This window comes from Arthrobacter sp., assembly GCF_048266065.1.
Lineage (GTDB): Bacteria > Actinomycetota > Actinomycetes > Actinomycetales > Micrococcaceae > Arthrobacter_H.
Genome location: NZ_JBLXAH010000003.1, coordinates 81,513 through 98,818 on the forward strand (window position 1 = coordinate 81,513; position 17,306 = coordinate 98,818).

Genomic DNA, 17,306 nt, shown 5'->3' on the forward strand with positions numbered 1-17,306 from the left:
CCCATCATGAGTGAAACCACCACGGCACCGGCATCGCCGGCCACCGCAGCCCCGGACGGATCCGAGGCACGCTATGCAGCCCTCGCGGACCGTTTCCGCCCCGTCTTCGAGCGCATCGCCGAGGGAACCGTCACCCGCGAACAGGACCACGTGCTGCCCTTCGAGCAGATCGGCTGGCTCAAGGACTCGGGATTCACCACGCTGCGCGTCCCGGCCGAACACGGTGGTGACCCCGTCACCCACGAACACCTCTTCCGGCTGCTCATCGAGCTGGCCGAGGCCGACTCGAACGTCTCGCACCTGCTGCGCTCGCATTTCGCCTTCGTCGAAACCATCGCGCTGCAACCGCGCCCCTTCCGCGACACCTGGTTCCCCCGCGTGCTGGCCGGGGAGATCTTCGGCAATGCGGCCACCGAACGCGGCGGCAACGCGCTGGGGACCACCGCGACGCGGCTGTCGAAGCACGACGGCGGATGGATCCTCAACGGGGCGAAGTACTACACGACCGGCAGCATCTTCGCCGACTGGGTCGTCGTCATGGCCAGCACCGAGGGAATCGAGGGACGCCAGTACGCCGTCGTGCGGGCAGACGCCGCCGGCGTGGTCATCCACGACGACTGGGACGGGTTCGGCCAACCCCTGACCGGCACCGGAACGGCGCTCTTTCAGAACGTGCCAGTCGAGGAATCCAACATCATCCACCGCAAGGTCACCAGCACCCTGGAACCTGCCTTCTTCCAACTCGTCCTGCTCGCCGTGCTGGCCGGCATCGGCCGGGCAGCCCTGCGGGACGCCTCGGCCCTGGTGTCCGCCCGGACCCGTACCTTCAACACAGGATCCGGCGGGCTGTTCCGCGACGACGCGCAGATCCAGGAACATGTCGGCACCCTGGCCTCGAAGGTCTACGCCGCCGAGGCCATCGTCGCCGCAGCGGCCCGCGACCTGGATGCCGCCGTCGACCCGGCGCTCGGACTGGACGAGGAGGCCGCCTTCCTGCGCGCCGAACTCGGGGTGGAAAAGGCCCACGTGGCCGTTCCGCCGCTCATCCTGGAAGCCACGACTGCCCTCTTCGACGTCACCGGCGCCTCGGCGACCAGCCGGGGCAAGTCGCTGGACCGGCATTGGCGTAACGCCCGCACGGTCGCCACGCACAACCCGGCGATCTTCAAGGCCCGCGCCGTAGGCGAATTCCACGTCAACGGAACCATCCCCACCGGCCTGAACAGCATCGGCGAGGCCACCACCACCGAGAAGGGGAACGCACCCGCATGAGCACCACCGAACGCCCCCGCCTGCTGCTGAGCGCCTTTTTGATGAACACGCCCAGCCACATCCTCGGCGGCCAATGGCGCCACCCCGAGGCCCAACAGCACCGCTTCAACGACCTGGCCCTGTGGGTGGACCTGGCCCGGGAACTGGAAGCGGCCAAGTTCGACGCCATGTTCTTCGCGGACGTCGTGGGCCTCTATGGAAACCACGAGGGCGGCTGGGCGTCCCTGGTCGACAAGGGGCTGCAGATCCCCTCGAACGATCCACTGGTGTTGGCCTCGGCACTGGCCGCGACGACCTCGCAGATCGGGTTGGCGTTGACCAGCTCCGTCGTCCAGTCCGAGCCGTTCCAGATGGCCCGCCAGTTCTCCACGCTGGACCACCTCTCCGGTGGCAGGGTCGCCTGGAACATCGTGACCAGCGTCCTGGAGAACGCGCACCGGAACTTCGGCGCGAAGGGGCTCGCCGCCCACGAGGACCGCTACGACTGGGCCGACGAATATGTCTCCGCCGTCTACAAGCTCTGGGAGGGGTCCTGGGAGGACGGCGCACTGCTGGCCGACAAGCAGGCCGGCCGCTTCGCCGATCCGGCGCTGATCAACAAGATCCACCACGAAGGCACCCGCTACTCCATCGAGGGCCCGCATCTGAGCTCCCCGAGCCCGCAACGCACCCCGTTCCTCTTCCAGGCCGGCAGTTCGCCGCGCGGCAAGGCCTTCGCCGCGGCCCACGCCGAGGCGACGTTCCTGTTCGCCCCGCACACCGACTACGTGCGCAAGCAGGCCGCGGCCATCAGGAACCTCGAGGCGCAGGCCGGCAGGGCTCCCGGGGACGTGAAGATCTTCGCCGGGTTGTCCTTCGTCGTGGGCAGCACCGAGGCCGAGGTCAAGCGCAAGGAAGCCGAGTACGACGAGTACCTGGACCTGGACGCGATCATCGCCCACATCGGTGGCGGCATCGGTGTCGATCTGGGGGGATTGGACCACGACACACCGCTGGGCGAGGTGGAAACCGAAGGCGCGCGCGGCGTCCTCGAGGCGGCCATCGCCTCGGTTCCCGGGGGCAAGCCGACCATTGGGGACCTGGCCCGTTACCGGGCCAAGGCCCAGCAGATTTCCGGCACCCCCGAACAGATCGCCGACGAGCTCGAACGGTGGCAGGACGCGGGGATCAATGGGGTGAACATCATCAACCAGGTGCTCCCCGGTTCCTACACGGACTTCATCGAAGGGGCCTTGCCGGAATTGCGCGCCCGCGGCCTGGCCCAGACCGAATACGCCCCCGGCACCCTGCGCGAAAAGGTCTTCGGCCGATCCGCGCGGCTGGAGGACACGCATCCGGCGGCCGCCTACCGGGGGGCCTTCACCCAACACGCGGCCACCGCCACGCAGTCGGTGCCGGCCACGGCGGTGTGACCCGACGGGCTGACCTGCCGGGCCTCGGCTTGTACTGTGGACGCATGACGGAACCAGCAGCCCAGCACGAGCCGTCCGAGGCCGAACTCGCCGGAGTCCCGGAGGCCCAGATCCCCGAGGTCGAGATCCCGGCACCGGAGATCGCCGACGTCGAGATCCCTGCGGCACCGGGGGAGGACCCCGGTGCCGGAGGCAGCGACCTGCCGGAGGGCCTCTTCGGGGATTCCACGCGTCCCGGGGAGATCCCCGAACCCGTCGTCCCCGAGGTCGAGGGCCCGCCGTTGGGAACCACCGACCCCCAGCTGCGCACCGGAGACCCGGCCAGCGGGACCACCGAACCGGTCCTGAACGTCGGGGACCCCGTGCTGGCCGAACCGGTCCTGCGCGAACCAGTGCTCGGCGGTGCCGGAACCGATGGCCCGGCGTTGGGCCTGCACCACATCAACGACCGGGACACCATCCGGCGCCTGCTTACCACCCCGGGCCGCTGGGCCATCGTCGGGCTCTCCAACAACCCGCGGCGGGCCGCCGTCGGCGTGGCCCGCATCATCCGTGATGAGCTCGGCATGGACATCGTCCCGGTCTCGCTCAAGGGCGACACGGTGCACGGCGAACGCGGCTACACCCGGTTGGACCAGATCCCGGGCAGCATCGACGTCGTGGACTGCTTCGTGAATTCCACCAAGGTCGGGGCCATCGTGGACCAGGCCATCGAGATCGGCGCGAAGGCCGTCTGGCTGCAGGTCGGCGTGATCGACGAGGAAGCGGCGGCGCGGGCCAAGGCGGCAGGGCTCGACGTGGTGATGGATGCCTGCCCGGCGATCGAACGCCGCAACGTCATCCTCGAATAGCCCGGCCTAGTCCATCTGGTCGTAGCGGGCGCGCAGGAACAGGAAGATCCCATACGCCATGAGCCCCACGGCCATGGCGGTCAACGCCGCGGGGCCCGCCGGCTGGTCCCGGACCGCCTTCAGCGCGCCGTCGACACCGGTGGCATCCTGCGGATCGTGCTGCACCGTGGCGACGATGAACAACAGGCCCACCGCGGCCAGGACCAGGCCCTTGGCGATGTAGCCGACGGTCCCGAAGCCATTGACGAGCCACCGCATTCCCTGGTTCTCCTGCGGGCGCAGGACCTTCTGGAAGCTGCGGGAGACGCCCCGGTAGACGAAGTAGCCGCCGATGCCGATGACCACCAACCCGGCCAACACCAGCGCCACACTGCCTGGCCCGGAGGACATCAGCGTGCTGGAAACAGTGCTGCTTTGCTTCGAGGAACCGTGGCTGCTGCCCACTGCGTAGCGGATGAACGTCGAACCGATCACCCCGAAGACGACGGCGGTGCCCGCCTGCTTGATCCGGTAGAACGCCCCGTCTTCTCCCGGGAAGAGGGCCTGGGCCACGCACCACAGGCCCAGCAGCAGGCAACCCAGGGCACAGATCCAGATCAGGACCCCGCCACCCGGTTGCTTCGCCAGGGTGCTGATGGCGCCGGACTGGCTGGCTTCGCCTCCGGAAGCGCGCCCCACGTTGATGGCCAGGAAACCCATGGTCAGGTGCAGGACCCCGTTGGCGGCATACCCTGCGCGGGCCACCCGCTCGAACCTTTGGCTATGCGCCGCCTGGCGGGCACCATCAACTGCTTCTTCCGTCGTTCCCATGAGCACAGCATAAGGAGTTTTCGTGCCCGGATCCGCATCCACCGGCGTCGTGCCCGGAGGCGTGTATCAGTGCCCGGTCCGTGCTGCCCGGCGACGCAGCGCCAACGGCAGGGTGGCCAGCGAGAGCGCCGCGGCGACCAGTAGTGCGGTGGGGAAGGAGAACCCGGCGGCGAGCAGTCCGACCAGGACCGATCCGAGTCCAGTGCCGGCGTCGAACCCGATGTTCCACACGGCGCTGGCCGTCCCGTAGTCGCGGCGGTCCACTGCGGAGAGGGAGAGCAGCAGTGTCAGGTTCTGCAGCCCGCCGTAGGCGATCCCGACCAGGGCCATCGCCGCCAGCAGAAGCAGGACCCGGGTGGCGTCGGCATCGCGGATCGCGGCAGCGGCCAGCCCCAGTCCGATGACCGTGCACAGCACCAGCGGCCAGAGGAAGCGGTGCGCGCCGTACCGGTCGGCCAGTGCGCCGACCTTCCACCGGCTCAGGGCCGCAGCCGCCGTGAGCAGGACCAGGCCGCCGGACGTGGCGGCCGGAACCGAGCTGAATTGCGGGGCAAACGTGATCAGCGCGCCGCCGGCCAGGGTGACGCCGAGCAACAGCAGCATGGGGCGCAGCAGCCCGGCGGGGACCAACCGGCGACGCCGCCCGGTGGGTTCGGCACCCGCCGGGGTGGAGGCCGCCACAAGGGAACTGGCATGGCGGTCCGCCTGCAGGGCGTGGGCCAGGCGCCCGGTGGCGAGGATGCCGAGCAGCGGCAAGGTGCCCAGGGCGAAGACGGTCCAGAATCCGAAGGTCTCGGCCAGCCAGGGGCTCGCGGGCAGGACCACCAGCTGGGGGACGGCGATGGCAGCACCATAGGCGCCGATGGCGGCGCCGTGGCGGACGGGCGGCACCAGCAGGGCGACCGCCGCCGACCCCGTGACGGTGAGGATGCCGAAGCCGACACCGCGCACAATGGACCAGGCCAGGATCCATCCCAGCTGGTCCGAGACCAGCAGCAGCAGGCTGGGTGCGCCGAGCAGGAACAGCCCGGCGCCGAGCACGCGCGTGGTCCCGAAACGTTCCAGCAGGCGCGGCACCAGCCCCTGGGTGAGGACGGTGGCGAGCAGCAGTGCCCCGTTGACCAGTCCTGATCCCGCGGCATCTGCGCCTCCGCGCACCGCCCACAGCGGGGCGACGGACAACAGGGCGGCATATCCGGAAAACCCGGCGGCGGTGAGCAGGAGCAGGGCCGGCATTCCCGGCGCGCTCCAGACGGTATCGCGACGGGGCGGGACGGATCGGCTCACGCTGCCCCACCCTAGCAAGCCCGGCGGGCGGCTGGACCCCCTCTCTCCGCCGCGCTCATATGAGAACCATGAATTGCTCATATGTTATGCTCGCAGTGTTAGCCACATCACGATCGGAGCCTGCCATGACGCGTCTGAACGCCGCGAACCTGTCATCCCTCAACGACACGGTCGCCGTGCCCGGATACGACCTGGCGCAACGACGCATCGGAATCGTGCACTTCGGGGTTGGTGGATTCCACCGCGCCCACCAGGCCATGTACCTGGACCGGCTGATGAACGCGGGCAAGGATCTGGACTGGGCGATCTGCGGGGTCGGGCTGATGCCGCACGACCAGCGCATGCGCGACGCGCTCGCCGACCAGGACGGGCTCTACACGCTGGTGGACAAGGCCCCCGACGGCAGCCGCAACGCCCGCGTCATCGGCTCCATTGCCCGCTACCTCTACGCCCCGGACGACCCCGAGGCCGTGCTGGCCCAACTCGTCGACCCTGACGTGCGCATAGTCTCGCTCACCGTCACCGAGGGCGGTTACAACTACAACGCCGCCACCGGCGAATTCAACGCCTCCACCCCCGCGGTTGCCGCCGACCTGGCAGACGGGGCCGTCCCGGCCACCACGTTCGGGTTCGTGACCGAGGCGCTGCGTCGACGCCGGGAGGCGGGTACCGTACCGTTCACGATCATGAGCTGCGACAACATCCAGGGCAACGGACACCTCGCGGCCCGCGTCTTCTCCGCCTTCGCCACGCTGAAGGACCCGGAACTGGGCGCCTGGATGATCAAAAACGTCCCGTTCCCCAACTGCATGGTGGACCGCATCACCCCCGTCACCACCGACGCCGACCGCGCCGCCATCGCCGGCGAATACGGGGTCCAGGACGCCTGGCCGGTCGTCTGCGAGGACTTTGTCCAATGGGTCCTGGAGGACAAGTTCCCCACGGGCCGCCCCGACTGGGGGTCCGTGGGGGTCCAGCTCGTCGACGATGTGGAGCCCTACGAGCTGATGAAACTGCGGCTGCTCAACTGCAGCCATCAGGGCATCGCCTACCTCGGGTACCTCGCCGGCTACCGCTTCGCCCACGAGGCCTGCGGCGACCCGCTCTTCATCGACTTCCTGCTCGCCTACATGGAGCGCGAGGCCACCCCCACGCTCAGGCCGGTCCCCGGCATCGACCTGGACGCCTATCGGCACCAGCTCATCGAACGCTTCGCCAACGAACAGATCCAGGACACTCTCGCCCGCCTGGCCGCCGAGTCCTCCGACAGGATCCCCACCTGGCTGGTCCCGGTCATCCGTGCCAATCTGTCCGACGGCGGATCGGTGCGGTTGAGCGCCGCGATCGTCGCCTCGTGGGCGCGCTATGCCCGCGGCACCGACGAAGCCGGTGCGCCCATCGCGGTCGTGGACCGGCTCCGCGACCGCGTCATGGCGGCCGCCGCAGCACAGGATGAGGACCCGTTGGCCTTCCTGCGCGATCCCGAACTCTTCGGAGACCTCGCCGAACGTGGGGAATTCACGAAGCCCTATCTGGAGGGGCTGGCCATCCTGGACGACGACGGAGCGCTGACTTTGCTGCGCACGCTCCGCGAGGACGGCTGGCAGTAGGCGCGACTGGTTCTTCCGCTACCGTGCCGGGATGGCCTGCTGGAGTCAGGGCCCAAGAAGCGTTGATGTCGATGGCCGAAATCCGAACTCCTCCGCGGGGCGCGCCGTTGAGCTCCCCTTGACGCGCGTGGCCCACAGTTTCACCTGTACCGGGGCCGTCGATTCCGTCGCTGCCATGAAGGCTTCGGCAAGAGCCCGCCCTTCCGATAGATGACGTTCCAAATCCTCCTCGGAATGCCATCCCTCGTCATCGGCGCGCGATGCCAGGAAGCGACTATTCCATGCCGTCATGTCCACCAGGAGTTGCGTATTGATATCGTCGGGCAAGTCCTGTGCCGTGGCCCGGCCTTCCAAATCGCCTGTCGAGTCAATCACTTGAATAGGCAGACCCGACGTCCAGGTTTCAGTGACGATGTAATATCCGACGGAGTTGGTTTCCACGTTGATGCTCCCTTGGCTGCGTTCCGAATTATCCATGGCACTGTTGCCTATTGGACGGATAGGCAGTGATGACCTTTCTGTTGTTCATGGAGATGATCACGGTTGGATTGAACTTCACCACTGTCGTGCCTCGGTGGAGCTCTATGGGCGTCGAGAAGCAGAGCTTGCCTTGCCCCCCATTGGCAATCGTCCCGGGGTGGCTAAGTGCCTCCTTGACCGCAAACCCCATGAGGTCGTCCCACGTACCTGTTCCAGCTACGCGGTCAAGCTTGTATTGCCACTGGTCGGCGTGCTGTCTTTTAATACGGATCCATCCGTCTTCTGCTGTCTCACACTTCAGGGCTACTGTTCCGCCCGTAAAGCTTCCGAACGCTTTGGCGGTGTAGTTCTTGACCGTATGGTTGGAATTCTTGCGAACATTACAGTTGAATACATCGACCGGGTCTAAAAGTAGCGGCGTCAAGGTGCTGAGTTCTGCGACATCTGCATCGCTCGTCGTCCGGCCGTCTCCTTTTGGCAACCTGAGAGTTTCCCCCGTAGGCCCGACGATGTAAGTTGTCGGGCTCGTTACGGTCGAGGTGGGGATTTCGGACGCCTGAGCACCGGAAACTCCGATGCAAAGCGCCAAGGCTGCAGTAGCACTAGCTAATAATGGTGACCTGGTTTTCATTTTCGTTGAACAATCCCTTTTTGGGTTTTGGGCTTTGTGCATTTTCAGTCGAGCGTATTACACCCCCTGCGACCGCTCGCGTTGCGCCGAATATGCGACCCATGGCTTGTGCGCCTAGCAAGCCATGATGACGTCGTGATCCGACTAAAGGTGGGCGGCTCTTGTCGTGCTGGACGACGGCCGATCGCTGGCTTTGCTGCGCATTCGTCGTGAGGACGGCTGGCAATAGGTGTGGTCAAGGTCCGCAGTTCTCCCGGTTTATCGGGCAGCCGTTCCCCTTGCCGCGAGCGGGACGGCCCCAGATGACCACGAGCGCCGTGGCGATCGGGCCAAGGAGCAATCCCAGCAGGAACCAGATCCACCGGCGTCGTCCCTTGGTTTCGGCCAGCCCGGCGGTGACGATGGCCAGCACAAGCCACCAGCCGCTGTTCTCCGTCACGTTCGAGGTGTCCATGTCAGGGGTTTCCTTTCATCGGGCCACCGTGGTGGCTGTGGTTAGACGCCGTAGAGGCGCGTCCGCTCGGCGGCGTACAGCTGGCGGGACTGCGTTCCCCACGCCTCGCCCGAGGGGCTGAGCCGCGTTTCAATGTGTCGTTCGAAGGCCGGCAGCTCGCCTGTGGCCGCCCAGGCGGCTTGCCGCGCGGCACCCAGGGCCACGTATTCCCCGGCCGCCAGGACGTCGACCTCGATGCCCAGCAGATCGGGCGCCACCGCCCGCAGTGACTTCGACCTGGCGCCGCCGCCGATCAGCAGGGCGCGCTGCGCCGGAACCGAGACCTCCGAGAGGGCCCGGGCGGCGTCGGCGAGGGAATTCATCACGGAGAGCACCGAAGCCCGGGCCATGTTCTCACGGGTCAGCGATGCCCGGCTGATGCCGGTCAGGCTCCCCGTGGCGTCGGGCAGGTTGGGGGTGCGTTCGCCGTCGAAGTACGGCATCAGGTTCAACCCTCCGGCCAGCGGATCCCCGGCGGAGGCGAGCTGGTCGAATTCGGGGAGCTCGACGCCGAGCAGTTCTGCGGTCGATGCCATGACGCGGGCGGAGTTGATGACGGCCAAAAGGGGCAGGTATCCGCCGGTGGCGTCGGCGAATCCGGCCACCGCTCCCGTGGGGTCGGCGGTGGGCCGATCGGGAACCGAGGCGAACACGGTTCCGGAGGTGCCAATCGACACGGCGATCTCCCCGGCCCGCATCCCCAGGCCCAAAGCTGCAGCGGCATTGTCGCCGGCGCCGGCGGATACGGGAGGCTCGCCCGCGCCGAAGGAAGCCAGCAGCTTCCCACCGGACGTGCCGGGCTCGATGACCTCGGGAAGTTCGGGGAGCCTGCCGAAGTATTCGTGGAGCACCGCCTCGTGGTATCCGACCTCCGGGTGGAAGTAAGCGGTGCCACTGGCGTCCGAGCGGTCGGTGAACCAGCGGCCGGTCAGCACGTGGTTGAGGTAGTCATGCGGAAGCACCACCCGGTGCACCCGTGCCGCGGCGTCCGGTTCATGCCGGGCCAACCAGGCCAGCTTGGTGAGCGTGAAGGAGGCGACCGGAACTGAACCGACCTCGTGGGCCCAAAAGGCGGCGCCGTGGTCCTGGACCATCGCAGCGGCCTCGGGGGCGCTGCGGGTGTCGTTCCAGAGCAGGGCGTCGTAGACCGGCTCGCCGTCGGAATCCAACGCCACCATGCCGTGTTGCTGGGCGGCGAGTCCAACTCCGATGACGGTTCCCGCCGACCCGGGGTCAGCCTGCTTCCAGGCGCTCCGCAGGGCGTCGGCCCAGATGCGCGGATCAATGCTGGTGCCATCCGGGTGGGGCACCTTGGCCGATCGCAGTTCCGCACCGGTGACGGCGTCGAGCACCAGGACCTTGCAGGATTGCGTGGAGGAATCGATGCCGACGACGACGCGCTTCACGCGGTGGCCCCGTCCGTCGCCGGGTTTTCGTCAGCCAGTCCCAGTTCGGCACCCAGATGCCTGGCCAGTTCGGAGCCGATGACCAGATGATTCGCGATTCCGGCGGTAACGGCAGCACGCACGCCGGCAACACCATCCTCGCTCGGCGCCACGAGGACTACTTGCGGGGTGGAGATGAGTTGCTGCAAGGTCACCGCGATGACGCAGTCATCCAGGCCGCCATCGGCTGCGGCCCCGTCGGCGGCCAACAGGCGTCCGGAGCATTCTGCGATGGCGCCCGCAGCGGTCGCCGCCTTCCGTTGGGCGGGGGAGACCCGCTCGTACACCGTGGACTTTCCCGGCACCCAGTCGCCGAGGGAGACGACGGCGACGTCGAGGTCATCGGCGGCGTGCAGCGCGTCGGAGATCTCCGGTTGCCGCCGCAGGCTGGCCGCAGTGTCTGCCGATTCGACGATCAGTGGCGCGGGCAGCGGCCAGGTACGGCCTCCGGCCACCTGGCCCAGGCGGTGGATCAGTGAACCCGAACCGCCGCCTCCCGTCACGGAGATGGAGCCGGCCAATTGGACCACGTCGCAAGTGGGCAGGTCGGGAAGGTACCCGGCCATGGATTGCAGGGTGCGGGACCAGGAAACTCCGAGTCGGCTGCCGTCGGTGACGACGTCGGCCACGATTCCGGCTGCGGTGCGTGCCAGCTGGTCACGTGCGTCCCCCGCCCCCGGGGCGATGGTCACCGACTCGATGCCCAGGGCCGCCGCCAATCGCGCTCCGCTGGCCGGGTTCGCTGCCGGGCGGCGGATCGTGATCGTCACGATCCCCTCGCGGCGCGCCTCATCGAGGTAGCGGGCCACTTGGAAGCGCGAGATGCCGTGGCTCTTGGCGATCTCCACCTTGGACTCGTTGTCGAGGTAGTACTCGCTGGCGATCTGGGCCAGCATCTCCTCGTGCCGTTCTGGCATGTGGCCTACCCCGTCTCCCGTCGACACCGCGACGCATTGGACTCATGTGAGTTGCATGTCTTGCTCAAATGATCTTATATGACTAGAGTCACATAACAAATGAGCACTTGAACACCATCATATGAGCGAGTAGGCGTCGCTCGGGCGAGGAGCAAGCTATGGCGATTCGGGACCTGTCCCTCAGCCGCCGGGGATTCATCGGAGCCGGAGTCGGCGCCATGGCGGCCGCCGGGCTCAGCGCCTGTTCGGGGCAAGCCACCGCCGGCGGGAAGTCCAGCCTGGTCGTGGCCATCGTCTCCAACCCGCAGATGACCGATGCGATTTCGTTGATGAAGGACTTCCGCTCCAAGCATCCGAACATCGACGTCCGCTTCGTCTCCCTGCCGGAGAACGAGGCCCGCGCGAAGATCACCGCATCGGTCGCCACACAAGGTGGGGAATTCGACGTCGTGATGATCTCCAACTACGAGACGCCGATGTGGGCCGAGAACGGGTGGATCACCGATCTGAACCCGTTCATGCAGCAGACCAAGGGCTATGACTCCCAGGACTTCATCCCCACCATCCGCGAGGCACTGACCCACAACGGCGGCCAGTATTCGGTCCCGTTCTACGGCGAATCCTCCTTCGTGGTCTACCGCGAGGACCTGTTCGAGAAGGCCGGGCTCCACATGCCCGAGCAGCCCACCTGGGAGCAGATCCGCGGCTTCGCGAAGGAACTGCACAACCCCGACGAGGACTTCGCCGGGATCTGCCTGCGCGGCCTGGCCGGCTGGGGCGAGGTCATGGCCCCGCTGGATACGGTCATCAACACCTACGGGGGCCGCTGGTTCGACGAGGGCTGGAACGCCACCCTCAATACCCCGGAGGTCCACGACGCCGTGGCCGGGTACGTCGACCTGGTACGCACCTACGGCCAGCCCGGCGCCGCGACCTCGGGCTACGGCGACTGCATCACCCGGTTCTCCCAGGGCAACGCTGCCATGTGGTACGACGCGACGGCCATGGTCTCCTCCATCGAGGACCCGAAATCGTCGCAGGTCACCGGCAAGACCAACTACGCGCTGGCCCCCGTGAAGGAAACCGAATCCGCCGGCTGGCTGTACACGTGGGCGCTGGCGATTCCGGAGACCAGCAAGAACAAGCAGGCCGCCTGGGACTTCATCGCCTGGATGACCAACAAGGACTACATGAAGCTCGTCGGCAATTCCCTCGGCTGGGAGCGCCTGCCACCGGGTAGCCGCAAGTCCACCTACGAGATCCCCGAGTATGCCAAGGTCGCGAAGGACTATGCCGATCCGACCCTGAAGGCCATGGGCAACGCGACCCAGGCCAAATCCATGGTCAATCCCGTTCCCTACACCGGGCTGCAGTTCGTGGGCATCCCCGAGTTCCAGGACCTGGGCACCCGGGTGGCCCAGCAGATCTCCGCGGCCATTGCCGGCAGCCAAAGCGTGGAGGATGCGCTGCGGCAATCGCAGGACTTCGCGGCCACCGTGGCCCGGACCTACCAGAAGAAGGGCTAGGCCATGAGCACGATGACCGAAACGCGCAGGCGCGGGGCCGTGGGCTCCGGCCCGGACGAGGTGGAACTGCGCCGGGCCAAACGCCGGGACGGGTGGAGCCGCCGGCTTCCCCTGCTGCCGGCACTGATCTTCACCATCGTGGTGACGCAGCTGCCGTTCCTGCTGACCATCTGGTATTCGCTGCGCTCCTGGAACCTGTTGCGCCCCGACGGCAACATCTTCGTGGGCCTGCAGAACTTCGTGGACATCTTCACCGATTCCACGTTCCGGGTGGCCGCACTGAACTCGATCCTGATCACCCTGGGTTGTGTCGTCGTCGCACTGGTGCTGGGTACCGTCTTCGCGGTCCTGCTGGACCGGGAGTTCCTGGGCCGGGGCATCGTGCGGACGCTGCTGATCACCCCGTTCCTGATCATGCCGGTCGCCTCCTCGATGTTGTGGAGCGTCTCGATGCTCAACCCCAGCTACGGGATGGTCAACTGGGTCATCGGACTGGTCGGCATCGACCCGATCGACTTCACCTCCTCCGCGCCGCTGCTGTCGGTGATCATCGCGCTGGTGTGGCAGTGGACGCCGTTCATGATGCTGCTGATCCTGGCCGGGCTGCAGGCCCAGTCCAAGGACGTGCTCGAGGCTGCCTCGCTCGACGGGGCCGGCTGGTGGAAGACCTTCACCCTGGTCACCCTGCCGGCGCTGCGCCGCTACATGGAACTGGCGGTCCTGCTCGGTTCCATCTACGTGGTGAACACCTTCGACCAGATCTACCTGATGACCGCCGGCGGTCCCGGTACCGCCAGCGCCAACCTCCCCTTCTACATCTACCAGCGCGCGTTCCTGGGCTTCGACATCGGCCAGGCCGCCGCCATGGGCGTCATCGTGGTCATCGCGACCATCATCATCGCCACCTTCGCGCTGCGCTTGATCTTCCGCAGCTTCGACGACAAGGAGCAGGCATGAGCACCACGACCCTCGACCCCCAACGAGCAGGGACGACGACGGGGCGCGGCGACATCGTGAAGCCCCGCCGCAAGGGGATCATCAGCGGCAGCGTCCTGACGACCGTCACGTGGATCGCGGCACTGGTCTTCTTCGCCCCGATCGCCTGGATGGTGATGACGTCCTTCAAGCAGGAGAACGTCGCAGCCTCCAACCCGCCGGCCTTCTTCTTCGAGCCGACCCTGGACCAGTACAAGGCGGTCATCGCCTCCGATGCCGGCCCGTACTTCCTGAACTCGCTCATCGCCACCGGCGTCTCGACGCTGCTGGTCATCGTGTTGGCCATCCCTGCGTCCTACGCGTTGAGCATCCGTCCGGTGAAGAAGACCTCCGATGTGCTGTTCTTCTTCATCTCCACCAAGATGCTCCCGGTCGTCGCGGTCATCATGCCGATCTACGTCATCTCCGGCCAGCTGCGCGCCCTGGACAGCATCTGGACGCTGGTCGTCCTCTACACGGCCATGAACCTGCCGATTGCCGTGTGGATGATGCGCTCGTTCTTCCAGGAGGTCCCCGGGGAGGTGCTCGAAGCCGCCTCCATGGACGGCGCCGGACTGATCAAGACGCTGCGCTCGGTGCTCATCCCCATGGTCACCCCGGGCATCGCCGCGACGGCACTGATTTGCGTGATCTTCTCCTGGAACGAGTTCTTCTTCGCCCTGAACCTCACCGCAGCCAAGGCAGCCACGGTCCCGGTGTTCCTGATGTCGCAGATGACCAGCGAGGGCCTGTTCCTCGCCCAGCTCTCCGCCGCCTCGGTGTTGGCCTCCCTGCCGGTGGTCCTCGCCGGCTGGCTGGCGCAGAAGCAGCTGGTCCGCGGCCTGTCCATGGGCGCCGTCAAGTAGACCGCCGACCCCTGCAGCAGGACCAGGGACGACGTCGGCGCCCCCTTCGGGTGCCGGCGTCGCCGCGCGTAGGATGCCGGGTATGGACCACGAATCGTTCCGCTCTGCGTGCCTGGAATTGGCCGGTGCCTTCGAGGACCACCCCTTCGGCCCGGATGCCACCGTCATGAAGGTTGCCGGTCGTCCCGGTGGCCCGGCGAAGATGTTCGCCCTGCTCTGGGACGGGTCCGACCCGGCCCGGGCCAACCTGAAATGCGAACCCGACCTCGCCGACCAGCTCCGGGCCATCCATCCGGAGATCACCCCGGGCTACCACATGAGCAAGAAGCACTGGAACACGGTGGTCTGCTCCGGATCCGTCGACGACGCGATGGCGCGTGACCTGATCGAGGACTCCTATGACCTGGTCGTCGAATCACTGCCCAAGGCCGACCGCGAACGCCTCGGGTGGAAGGGCCTGGCCCGGGGATAGGCTGGATCCATGATTTTCATCGTCGTGAAATACAAGGTCAAGCCCGAATTCGTCGATTCCTTCATCGAGCTCACCCGGTCGTTCACCGAGGCCACCCGTGCGGAGGAGGGCAACCTCTGGTTCGAATGGTCGCGCAGCGTCGAGGCCGACAACGAGTTCGTCCTGGTCGAGGCGTTCAAGGACGGCTCAGGCGAAGCCCACGTGTCCAGCGACCACTTCGCCGCCGGCCTCGAGGCCATGCGCCCGACCCTGGCCGAAACCCCGCAGATCGTCAGCCGCCAGGTCGACGGCGAAGGCTGGGACCGGATGGGCGAGCTCCAGGTCGACGCCTAGTTCGCCTCGCCGGTCGTGACGGCCACGCTGCTCGCGACCGGCGTCCCGTGTTCGACCGTGCGGGACACCGTGCAGTACTTGTCGTGGGATAGAGCCACCAGGCGCTCGACCATGCTGGCGGCCTTCCGGCCGTCGGCATCGTCGTTGAAGGCAAGGTCGAACGCGAGCTTCAGGTTGTCCATGCGGTTGGCACCGTGCTCCTCGACGATTTTGTCGCCGGATGCGGTGACGGCGAACTTCGTCGGCTCGGCGCTCCGCGAGGTGGCGATGTCGACGTCGATGGACGAGCAGCCGGCGATCGCGGCCAACAGCAGTTCGACGGGGGAGAGGAGCCCTTCGCCCTGTCCGAATTCGATCTCGGCTCCGGCGGCATTGCGGGCCGTGTATTGGCCGGTGGACGTCCGGGACAGTTCGATGGAACGCAGGCTGGGGTACTCGTTTTCGCTCATGTGCCCATGATGCCACCGCACGTCCTGGCTCGGCGGACAACGAACGGAATCCATTGCGCCGAAGATTTCCGGGCGCTGTCGGCGTTAGGTGGAGCATGGGACTTTCTGCGGCGTAGGGAGGTGAGCAGGGTGCTCAGGCTCCTACGGCTGGTCCAGTGCACAACAGGGACTCTTCACCGAAGGTGCCACTAACCCAGGGGCCGGTTATTCGGTTTCAATGAGCCTGCGAATAATGGCAGTGGTCTCGTCTAATCCGTAGAGCTTGTCGAGTGCTCCAAGGATTTCGAGTGCCTCGAGCCGTGGGTGGTTGCGGCCCGAACGAAGGGACATCGCCTGAACAGCCGCAAGAGCGAGATCGGGACGCATGGCTGCAGTTTTGAATGCGAATTCTTGTGGGCTGACGATCTGGATGCCGGCAGGGATCAACTTGTCGGGGAAATCGCGGAAGTTATCGGTGACGATGCTCCCGGCACCACCAACGAGTGCTGCGGCCAGGACATGCTCGTCGTCGGGGTCGGGAAGGCCATAAGTCCCCTCCAGACCTTCCCAGCCCGTGACGATGGAGTCGGAGAAGCTGCTGCGCATCTGTGCGGACAGATGTTTGGCTTTTCCCTTGGCGGTTCCCTGACTGTCGCCGCGTTCGACGCGCTTGATCTCTTCGTTGACTTCGACTTCGAGGAGGATTGCTTCGCTGAAGATAAAGCGATAGGCGCCCTCGAAGGCCAGGGACAGGAGGAAATCCCGCTGGGTGCTTGGCCAGAGTACGCAGCTGTCTAGGAGTGCGGTGAACATGCGCCCGCTCGTTCCACCGTTAAGCGGTTCGGCGACGGCGCGCGGCTTCTTTGCGTGCCTTCTTCATTCGTTCGGTCACGGCTTGGGGAGACTCATCGTCGATGGGTCCAAGCCTTGACAGCCCCTCGTATTGTTGCGCTTTTCGGGTCTCCTTGAAGGAGACTACGTCCTCAAGCCTGACCCTTCGGTGGGTGTTCGGCTTCTCAAAGGGGATCCTGCCGTCGTCGAGGAGCCTTACAAGAGTAGGGCGCGTGACGCCGAGAAGTTCAGCTGCCTGTTGGGTGGTGAGCGTCATGGAACTTGGTGTGATCGTGACAGCCAGGCCTTTGCTCATGGCATCGACCGCCTTAACGAGAATTTCGTAGATTTCGTGTGGGAGTTGGACTTGGTCGCCCGGCTCGGAACCAGAGAGGAAGAACTGCGGTGTTGGTCGCGACCCGCTCTTCGCGGCATGCGCTTCCAGGAAGTCGAGGATTTCCCCGGTTTCCGGGTTTTTGGGCGCGAAAAACGTTTCTTTGATGGCAGCGCTCGTACGCATGGGTCTCGCTTCGTTATGTGCACACATTTCGTTTTTTTCGTTTTATTCAGGATAGGGCTTGCGGAACATTTGATCCAGCCCCCAAGCGCAATGGTTGAGTGGCCAGCACACGGCTGCCCAGTGATGTTCCACGATCAGCGTTCGGAC

General features: G+C 66.3%; 19 protein-coding genes. 9 read left to right on the forward strand and 10 right to left on the reverse strand.

All coding sequences use genetic code 11. The features are described 5' to 3' along the window. Positions 1-6: 6 nt before the first annotated feature. From ACN0TP_RS05855 to ACN0TP_RS05865, 3 genes are all read left to right on the forward strand, one after another. On the forward strand, positions 7-1,272 hold the full coding sequence (locus tag ACN0TP_RS05855; protein WP_417217644.1) for an acyl-CoA dehydrogenase family protein: 1,266 nt from the start codon (positions 7-9) through the stop codon (positions 1,270-1,272). Continuing rightward, on the forward strand, positions 1,269-2,684 hold the full coding sequence (locus tag ACN0TP_RS05860; RefSeq protein WP_417217646.1) for an NtaA/DmoA family FMN-dependent monooxygenase: 1,416 nt from the start codon (positions 1,269-1,271) through the stop codon (positions 2,682-2,684). Before ACN0TP_RS05855 ends, ACN0TP_RS05860 begins: the two co-directional genes overlap by 4 nt. A gap of 431 nt (positions 2,685-3,115) precedes the next feature. Further along, positions 3,116-3,535, forward strand: a complete 420-nt coding sequence (locus ACN0TP_RS05865) for a CoA-binding protein (RefSeq protein ID WP_417218218.1) — start codon at positions 3,116-3,118, stop codon at positions 3,533-3,535. A 6-nt stretch (positions 3,536-3,541) separates the two neighbouring features. Here the strand turns inward: ACN0TP_RS05865 and ACN0TP_RS05870 are convergent, their stop codons facing one another. Next, entirely contained in the window at positions 3,542-4,345 is an 804-nt protein-coding gene (locus ACN0TP_RS05870; protein WP_417217647.1) for a DUF1206 domain-containing protein, read from the reverse strand. 66 nt (positions 4,346-4,411) lie between these two features. After that, a complete protein-coding gene (locus tag ACN0TP_RS05875; RefSeq protein WP_417217648.1) occupies positions 4,412-5,632 on the reverse strand; it encodes an MFS transporter in 1,221 nt (406 codons plus the stop codon). Positions 5,633-5,757: 125 nt separating this feature from the next. Between ACN0TP_RS05875 and ACN0TP_RS05880 the strand changes: the two genes are divergently transcribed. Continuing rightward, positions 5,758-7,242 carry a mannitol dehydrogenase family protein gene (locus tag ACN0TP_RS05880; RefSeq protein ID WP_417217650.1) on the forward strand — a complete coding sequence of 495 codons (1,485 nt, stop codon included), beginning with the start codon at positions 5,758-5,760 and terminating at the stop codon, positions 7,240-7,242. A gap of 45 nt (positions 7,243-7,287) precedes the next feature. Here the strand turns inward: ACN0TP_RS05880 and ACN0TP_RS05885 are convergent, their stop codons facing one another. The 5 genes from ACN0TP_RS05885 to ACN0TP_RS05905 all read right to left on the reverse strand — a co-directional run bounded on the left by ACN0TP_RS05885 (position 7,288) and on the right by ACN0TP_RS05905 (position 11,208). Next, on the reverse strand, positions 7,288-7,683 hold the full coding sequence (locus ACN0TP_RS05885) for a hypothetical protein (RefSeq protein WP_417217652.1): 396 nt from the start codon (positions 7,681-7,683) through the stop codon (positions 7,288-7,290). Positions 7,684-7,711: 28 nt separating this feature from the next. Next, positions 7,712-8,353, reverse strand: coding sequence for a hypothetical protein (locus tag ACN0TP_RS05890; protein WP_417217654.1), 642 nt, complete (start codon positions 8,351-8,353; stop codon positions 7,712-7,714). Between the two features lie 235 nt (positions 8,354-8,588). Further along, on the reverse strand, positions 8,589-8,807 hold the full coding sequence (locus ACN0TP_RS05895; protein ID WP_417217656.1) for a hypothetical protein: 219 nt from the start codon (positions 8,805-8,807) through the stop codon (positions 8,589-8,591). A 41-nt stretch (positions 8,808-8,848) separates the two neighbouring features. Next, complete coding sequence (gene xylB, locus ACN0TP_RS05900) at positions 8,849-10,252, reverse strand: xylulokinase (RefSeq protein ID WP_417217657.1); 1,404 nt, start codon at positions 10,250-10,252, stop codon at positions 8,849-8,851. After that, positions 10,249-11,208: a sugar-binding transcriptional regulator gene (locus tag ACN0TP_RS05905; protein ID WP_417217659.1), complete on the reverse strand. Its 960-nt coding sequence runs from the start codon at positions 11,206-11,208 to the stop codon at positions 10,249-10,251. The genes xylB and ACN0TP_RS05905 overlap by 4 nt, the downstream gene beginning before the upstream one ends. A gap of 158 nt (positions 11,209-11,366) precedes the next feature. Between ACN0TP_RS05905 and ACN0TP_RS05910 the strand changes: the two genes are divergently transcribed. From ACN0TP_RS05910 to ACN0TP_RS05930, 5 genes are all read left to right on the forward strand, one after another. Then, positions 11,367-12,734, forward strand: a complete 1,368-nt coding sequence (locus tag ACN0TP_RS05910) for an ABC transporter substrate-binding protein (RefSeq protein WP_417217661.1) — start codon at positions 11,367-11,369, stop codon at positions 12,732-12,734. 3 nt (positions 12,735-12,737) lie between these two features. After that, entirely contained in the window at positions 12,738-13,691 is a 954-nt protein-coding gene (locus ACN0TP_RS05915) for a carbohydrate ABC transporter permease (protein WP_417217663.1), read from the forward strand. Beyond that, a complete protein-coding gene (locus ACN0TP_RS05920; protein WP_417217665.1) occupies positions 13,688-14,575 on the forward strand; it encodes a carbohydrate ABC transporter permease in 888 nt (295 codons plus the stop codon). The genes ACN0TP_RS05915 and ACN0TP_RS05920 overlap by 4 nt, the downstream gene beginning before the upstream one ends. An 82-nt stretch (positions 14,576-14,657) precedes the next feature. Beyond that, positions 14,658-15,047, forward strand: coding sequence for an MmcQ/YjbR family DNA-binding protein (locus tag ACN0TP_RS05925; protein ID WP_417217667.1), 390 nt, complete (start codon positions 14,658-14,660; stop codon positions 15,045-15,047). A 9-nt stretch (positions 15,048-15,056) separates the two neighbouring features. Beyond that, positions 15,057-15,380, forward strand: a complete 324-nt coding sequence (locus ACN0TP_RS05930) for a putative quinol monooxygenase (RefSeq protein WP_417217668.1) — start codon at positions 15,057-15,059, stop codon at positions 15,378-15,380. Here the strand turns inward: ACN0TP_RS05930 and ACN0TP_RS05935 are convergent. The 3 genes from ACN0TP_RS05935 to ACN0TP_RS05945 all read right to left on the reverse strand — a co-directional run bounded on the left by ACN0TP_RS05935 (position 15,377) and on the right by ACN0TP_RS05945 (position 17,159). After that, on the reverse strand, positions 15,377-15,829 hold the full coding sequence (locus ACN0TP_RS05935) for an OsmC family protein (protein WP_417217670.1): 453 nt from the start codon (positions 15,827-15,829) through the stop codon (positions 15,377-15,379). The two genes, ACN0TP_RS05930 and ACN0TP_RS05935, sit on opposite strands and share 4 nt — an antisense overlap. Before the next feature lie 204 nt (positions 15,830-16,033). Next, positions 16,034-16,621 carry a PIN domain-containing protein gene (locus ACN0TP_RS05940; RefSeq protein ID WP_417217672.1) on the reverse strand — a complete coding sequence of 196 codons (588 nt, stop codon included), beginning with the start codon at positions 16,619-16,621 and terminating at the stop codon, positions 16,034-16,036. 19 nt (positions 16,622-16,640) lie between these two features. After that, positions 16,641-17,159 (reverse strand): helix-turn-helix domain-containing protein, encoded by a 519-nt coding sequence (locus tag ACN0TP_RS05945; RefSeq protein ID WP_417217674.1) that lies wholly within the window; start codon positions 17,157-17,159, stop codon positions 16,641-16,643. Positions 17,160-17,306: the final 147 nt, after the last annotated feature.

Excerpts from the sequence above, each read along its gene's own strand:
- ACN0TP_RS05915 (WP_417217663.1), top strand. The coding sequence starts at position 12,738 with ATGAGCACGATGACCGAAACGCGCAGGCGCGGGGCCGTGGGCTCCGGC.
- ACN0TP_RS05860 (WP_417217646.1), top strand. The coding sequence starts at position 1,269 with ATGAGCACCACCGAACGCCCCCGCCTGCTGCTGAGCGCCTTTTTGATG.
- ACN0TP_RS05925 (WP_417217667.1), top strand. The coding sequence starts at position 14,658 with ATGGACCACGAATCGTTCCGCTCTGCGTGCCTGGAATTGGCCGGTGCC.
- ACN0TP_RS05870 (WP_417217647.1), bottom strand. The coding sequence starts at position 4,345 with ATGGGAACGACGGAAGAAGCAGTTGATGGTGCCCGCCAGGCGGCGCAT.
- ACN0TP_RS05895 (WP_417217656.1), bottom strand. The coding sequence starts at position 8,807 with ATGGACACCTCGAACGTGACGGAGAACAGCGGCTGGTGGCTTGTGCTG.
- ACN0TP_RS05945 (WP_417217674.1), bottom strand. The coding sequence starts at position 17,159 with ATGCGTACGAGCGCTGCCATCAAAGAAACGTTTTTCGCGCCCAAAAAC.
- ACN0TP_RS05855 (WP_417217644.1), top strand. The coding sequence starts at position 7 with ATGAGTGAAACCACCACGGCACCGGCATCGCCGGCCACCGCAGCCCCG.
- ACN0TP_RS05905 (WP_417217659.1), bottom strand. The coding sequence starts at position 11,208 with ATGCCAGAACGGCACGAGGAGATGCTGGCCCAGATCGCCAGCGAGTAC.
- ACN0TP_RS05920 (WP_417217665.1), top strand. The coding sequence starts at position 13,688 with ATGAGCACCACGACCCTCGACCCCCAACGAGCAGGGACGACGACGGGG.
- ACN0TP_RS05940 (WP_417217672.1), bottom strand. The coding sequence starts at position 16,621 with ATGTTCACCGCACTCCTAGACAGCTGCGTACTCTGGCCAAGCACCCAG.
- ACN0TP_RS05935 (WP_417217670.1), bottom strand. The coding sequence starts at position 15,829 with ATGAGCGAAAACGAGTACCCCAGCCTGCGTTCCATCGAACTGTCCCGG.
- ACN0TP_RS05880 (WP_417217650.1), top strand. The coding sequence starts at position 5,758 with ATGACGCGTCTGAACGCCGCGAACCTGTCATCCCTCAACGACACGGTC.
- ACN0TP_RS05930 (WP_417217668.1), top strand. The coding sequence starts at position 15,057 with ATGATTTTCATCGTCGTGAAATACAAGGTCAAGCCCGAATTCGTCGAT.
- ACN0TP_RS05910 (WP_417217661.1), top strand. The coding sequence starts at position 11,367 with ATGGCGATTCGGGACCTGTCCCTCAGCCGCCGGGGATTCATCGGAGCC.
- ACN0TP_RS05890 (WP_417217654.1), bottom strand. The coding sequence starts at position 8,353 with ATGAAAACCAGGTCACCATTATTAGCTAGTGCTACTGCAGCCTTGGCG.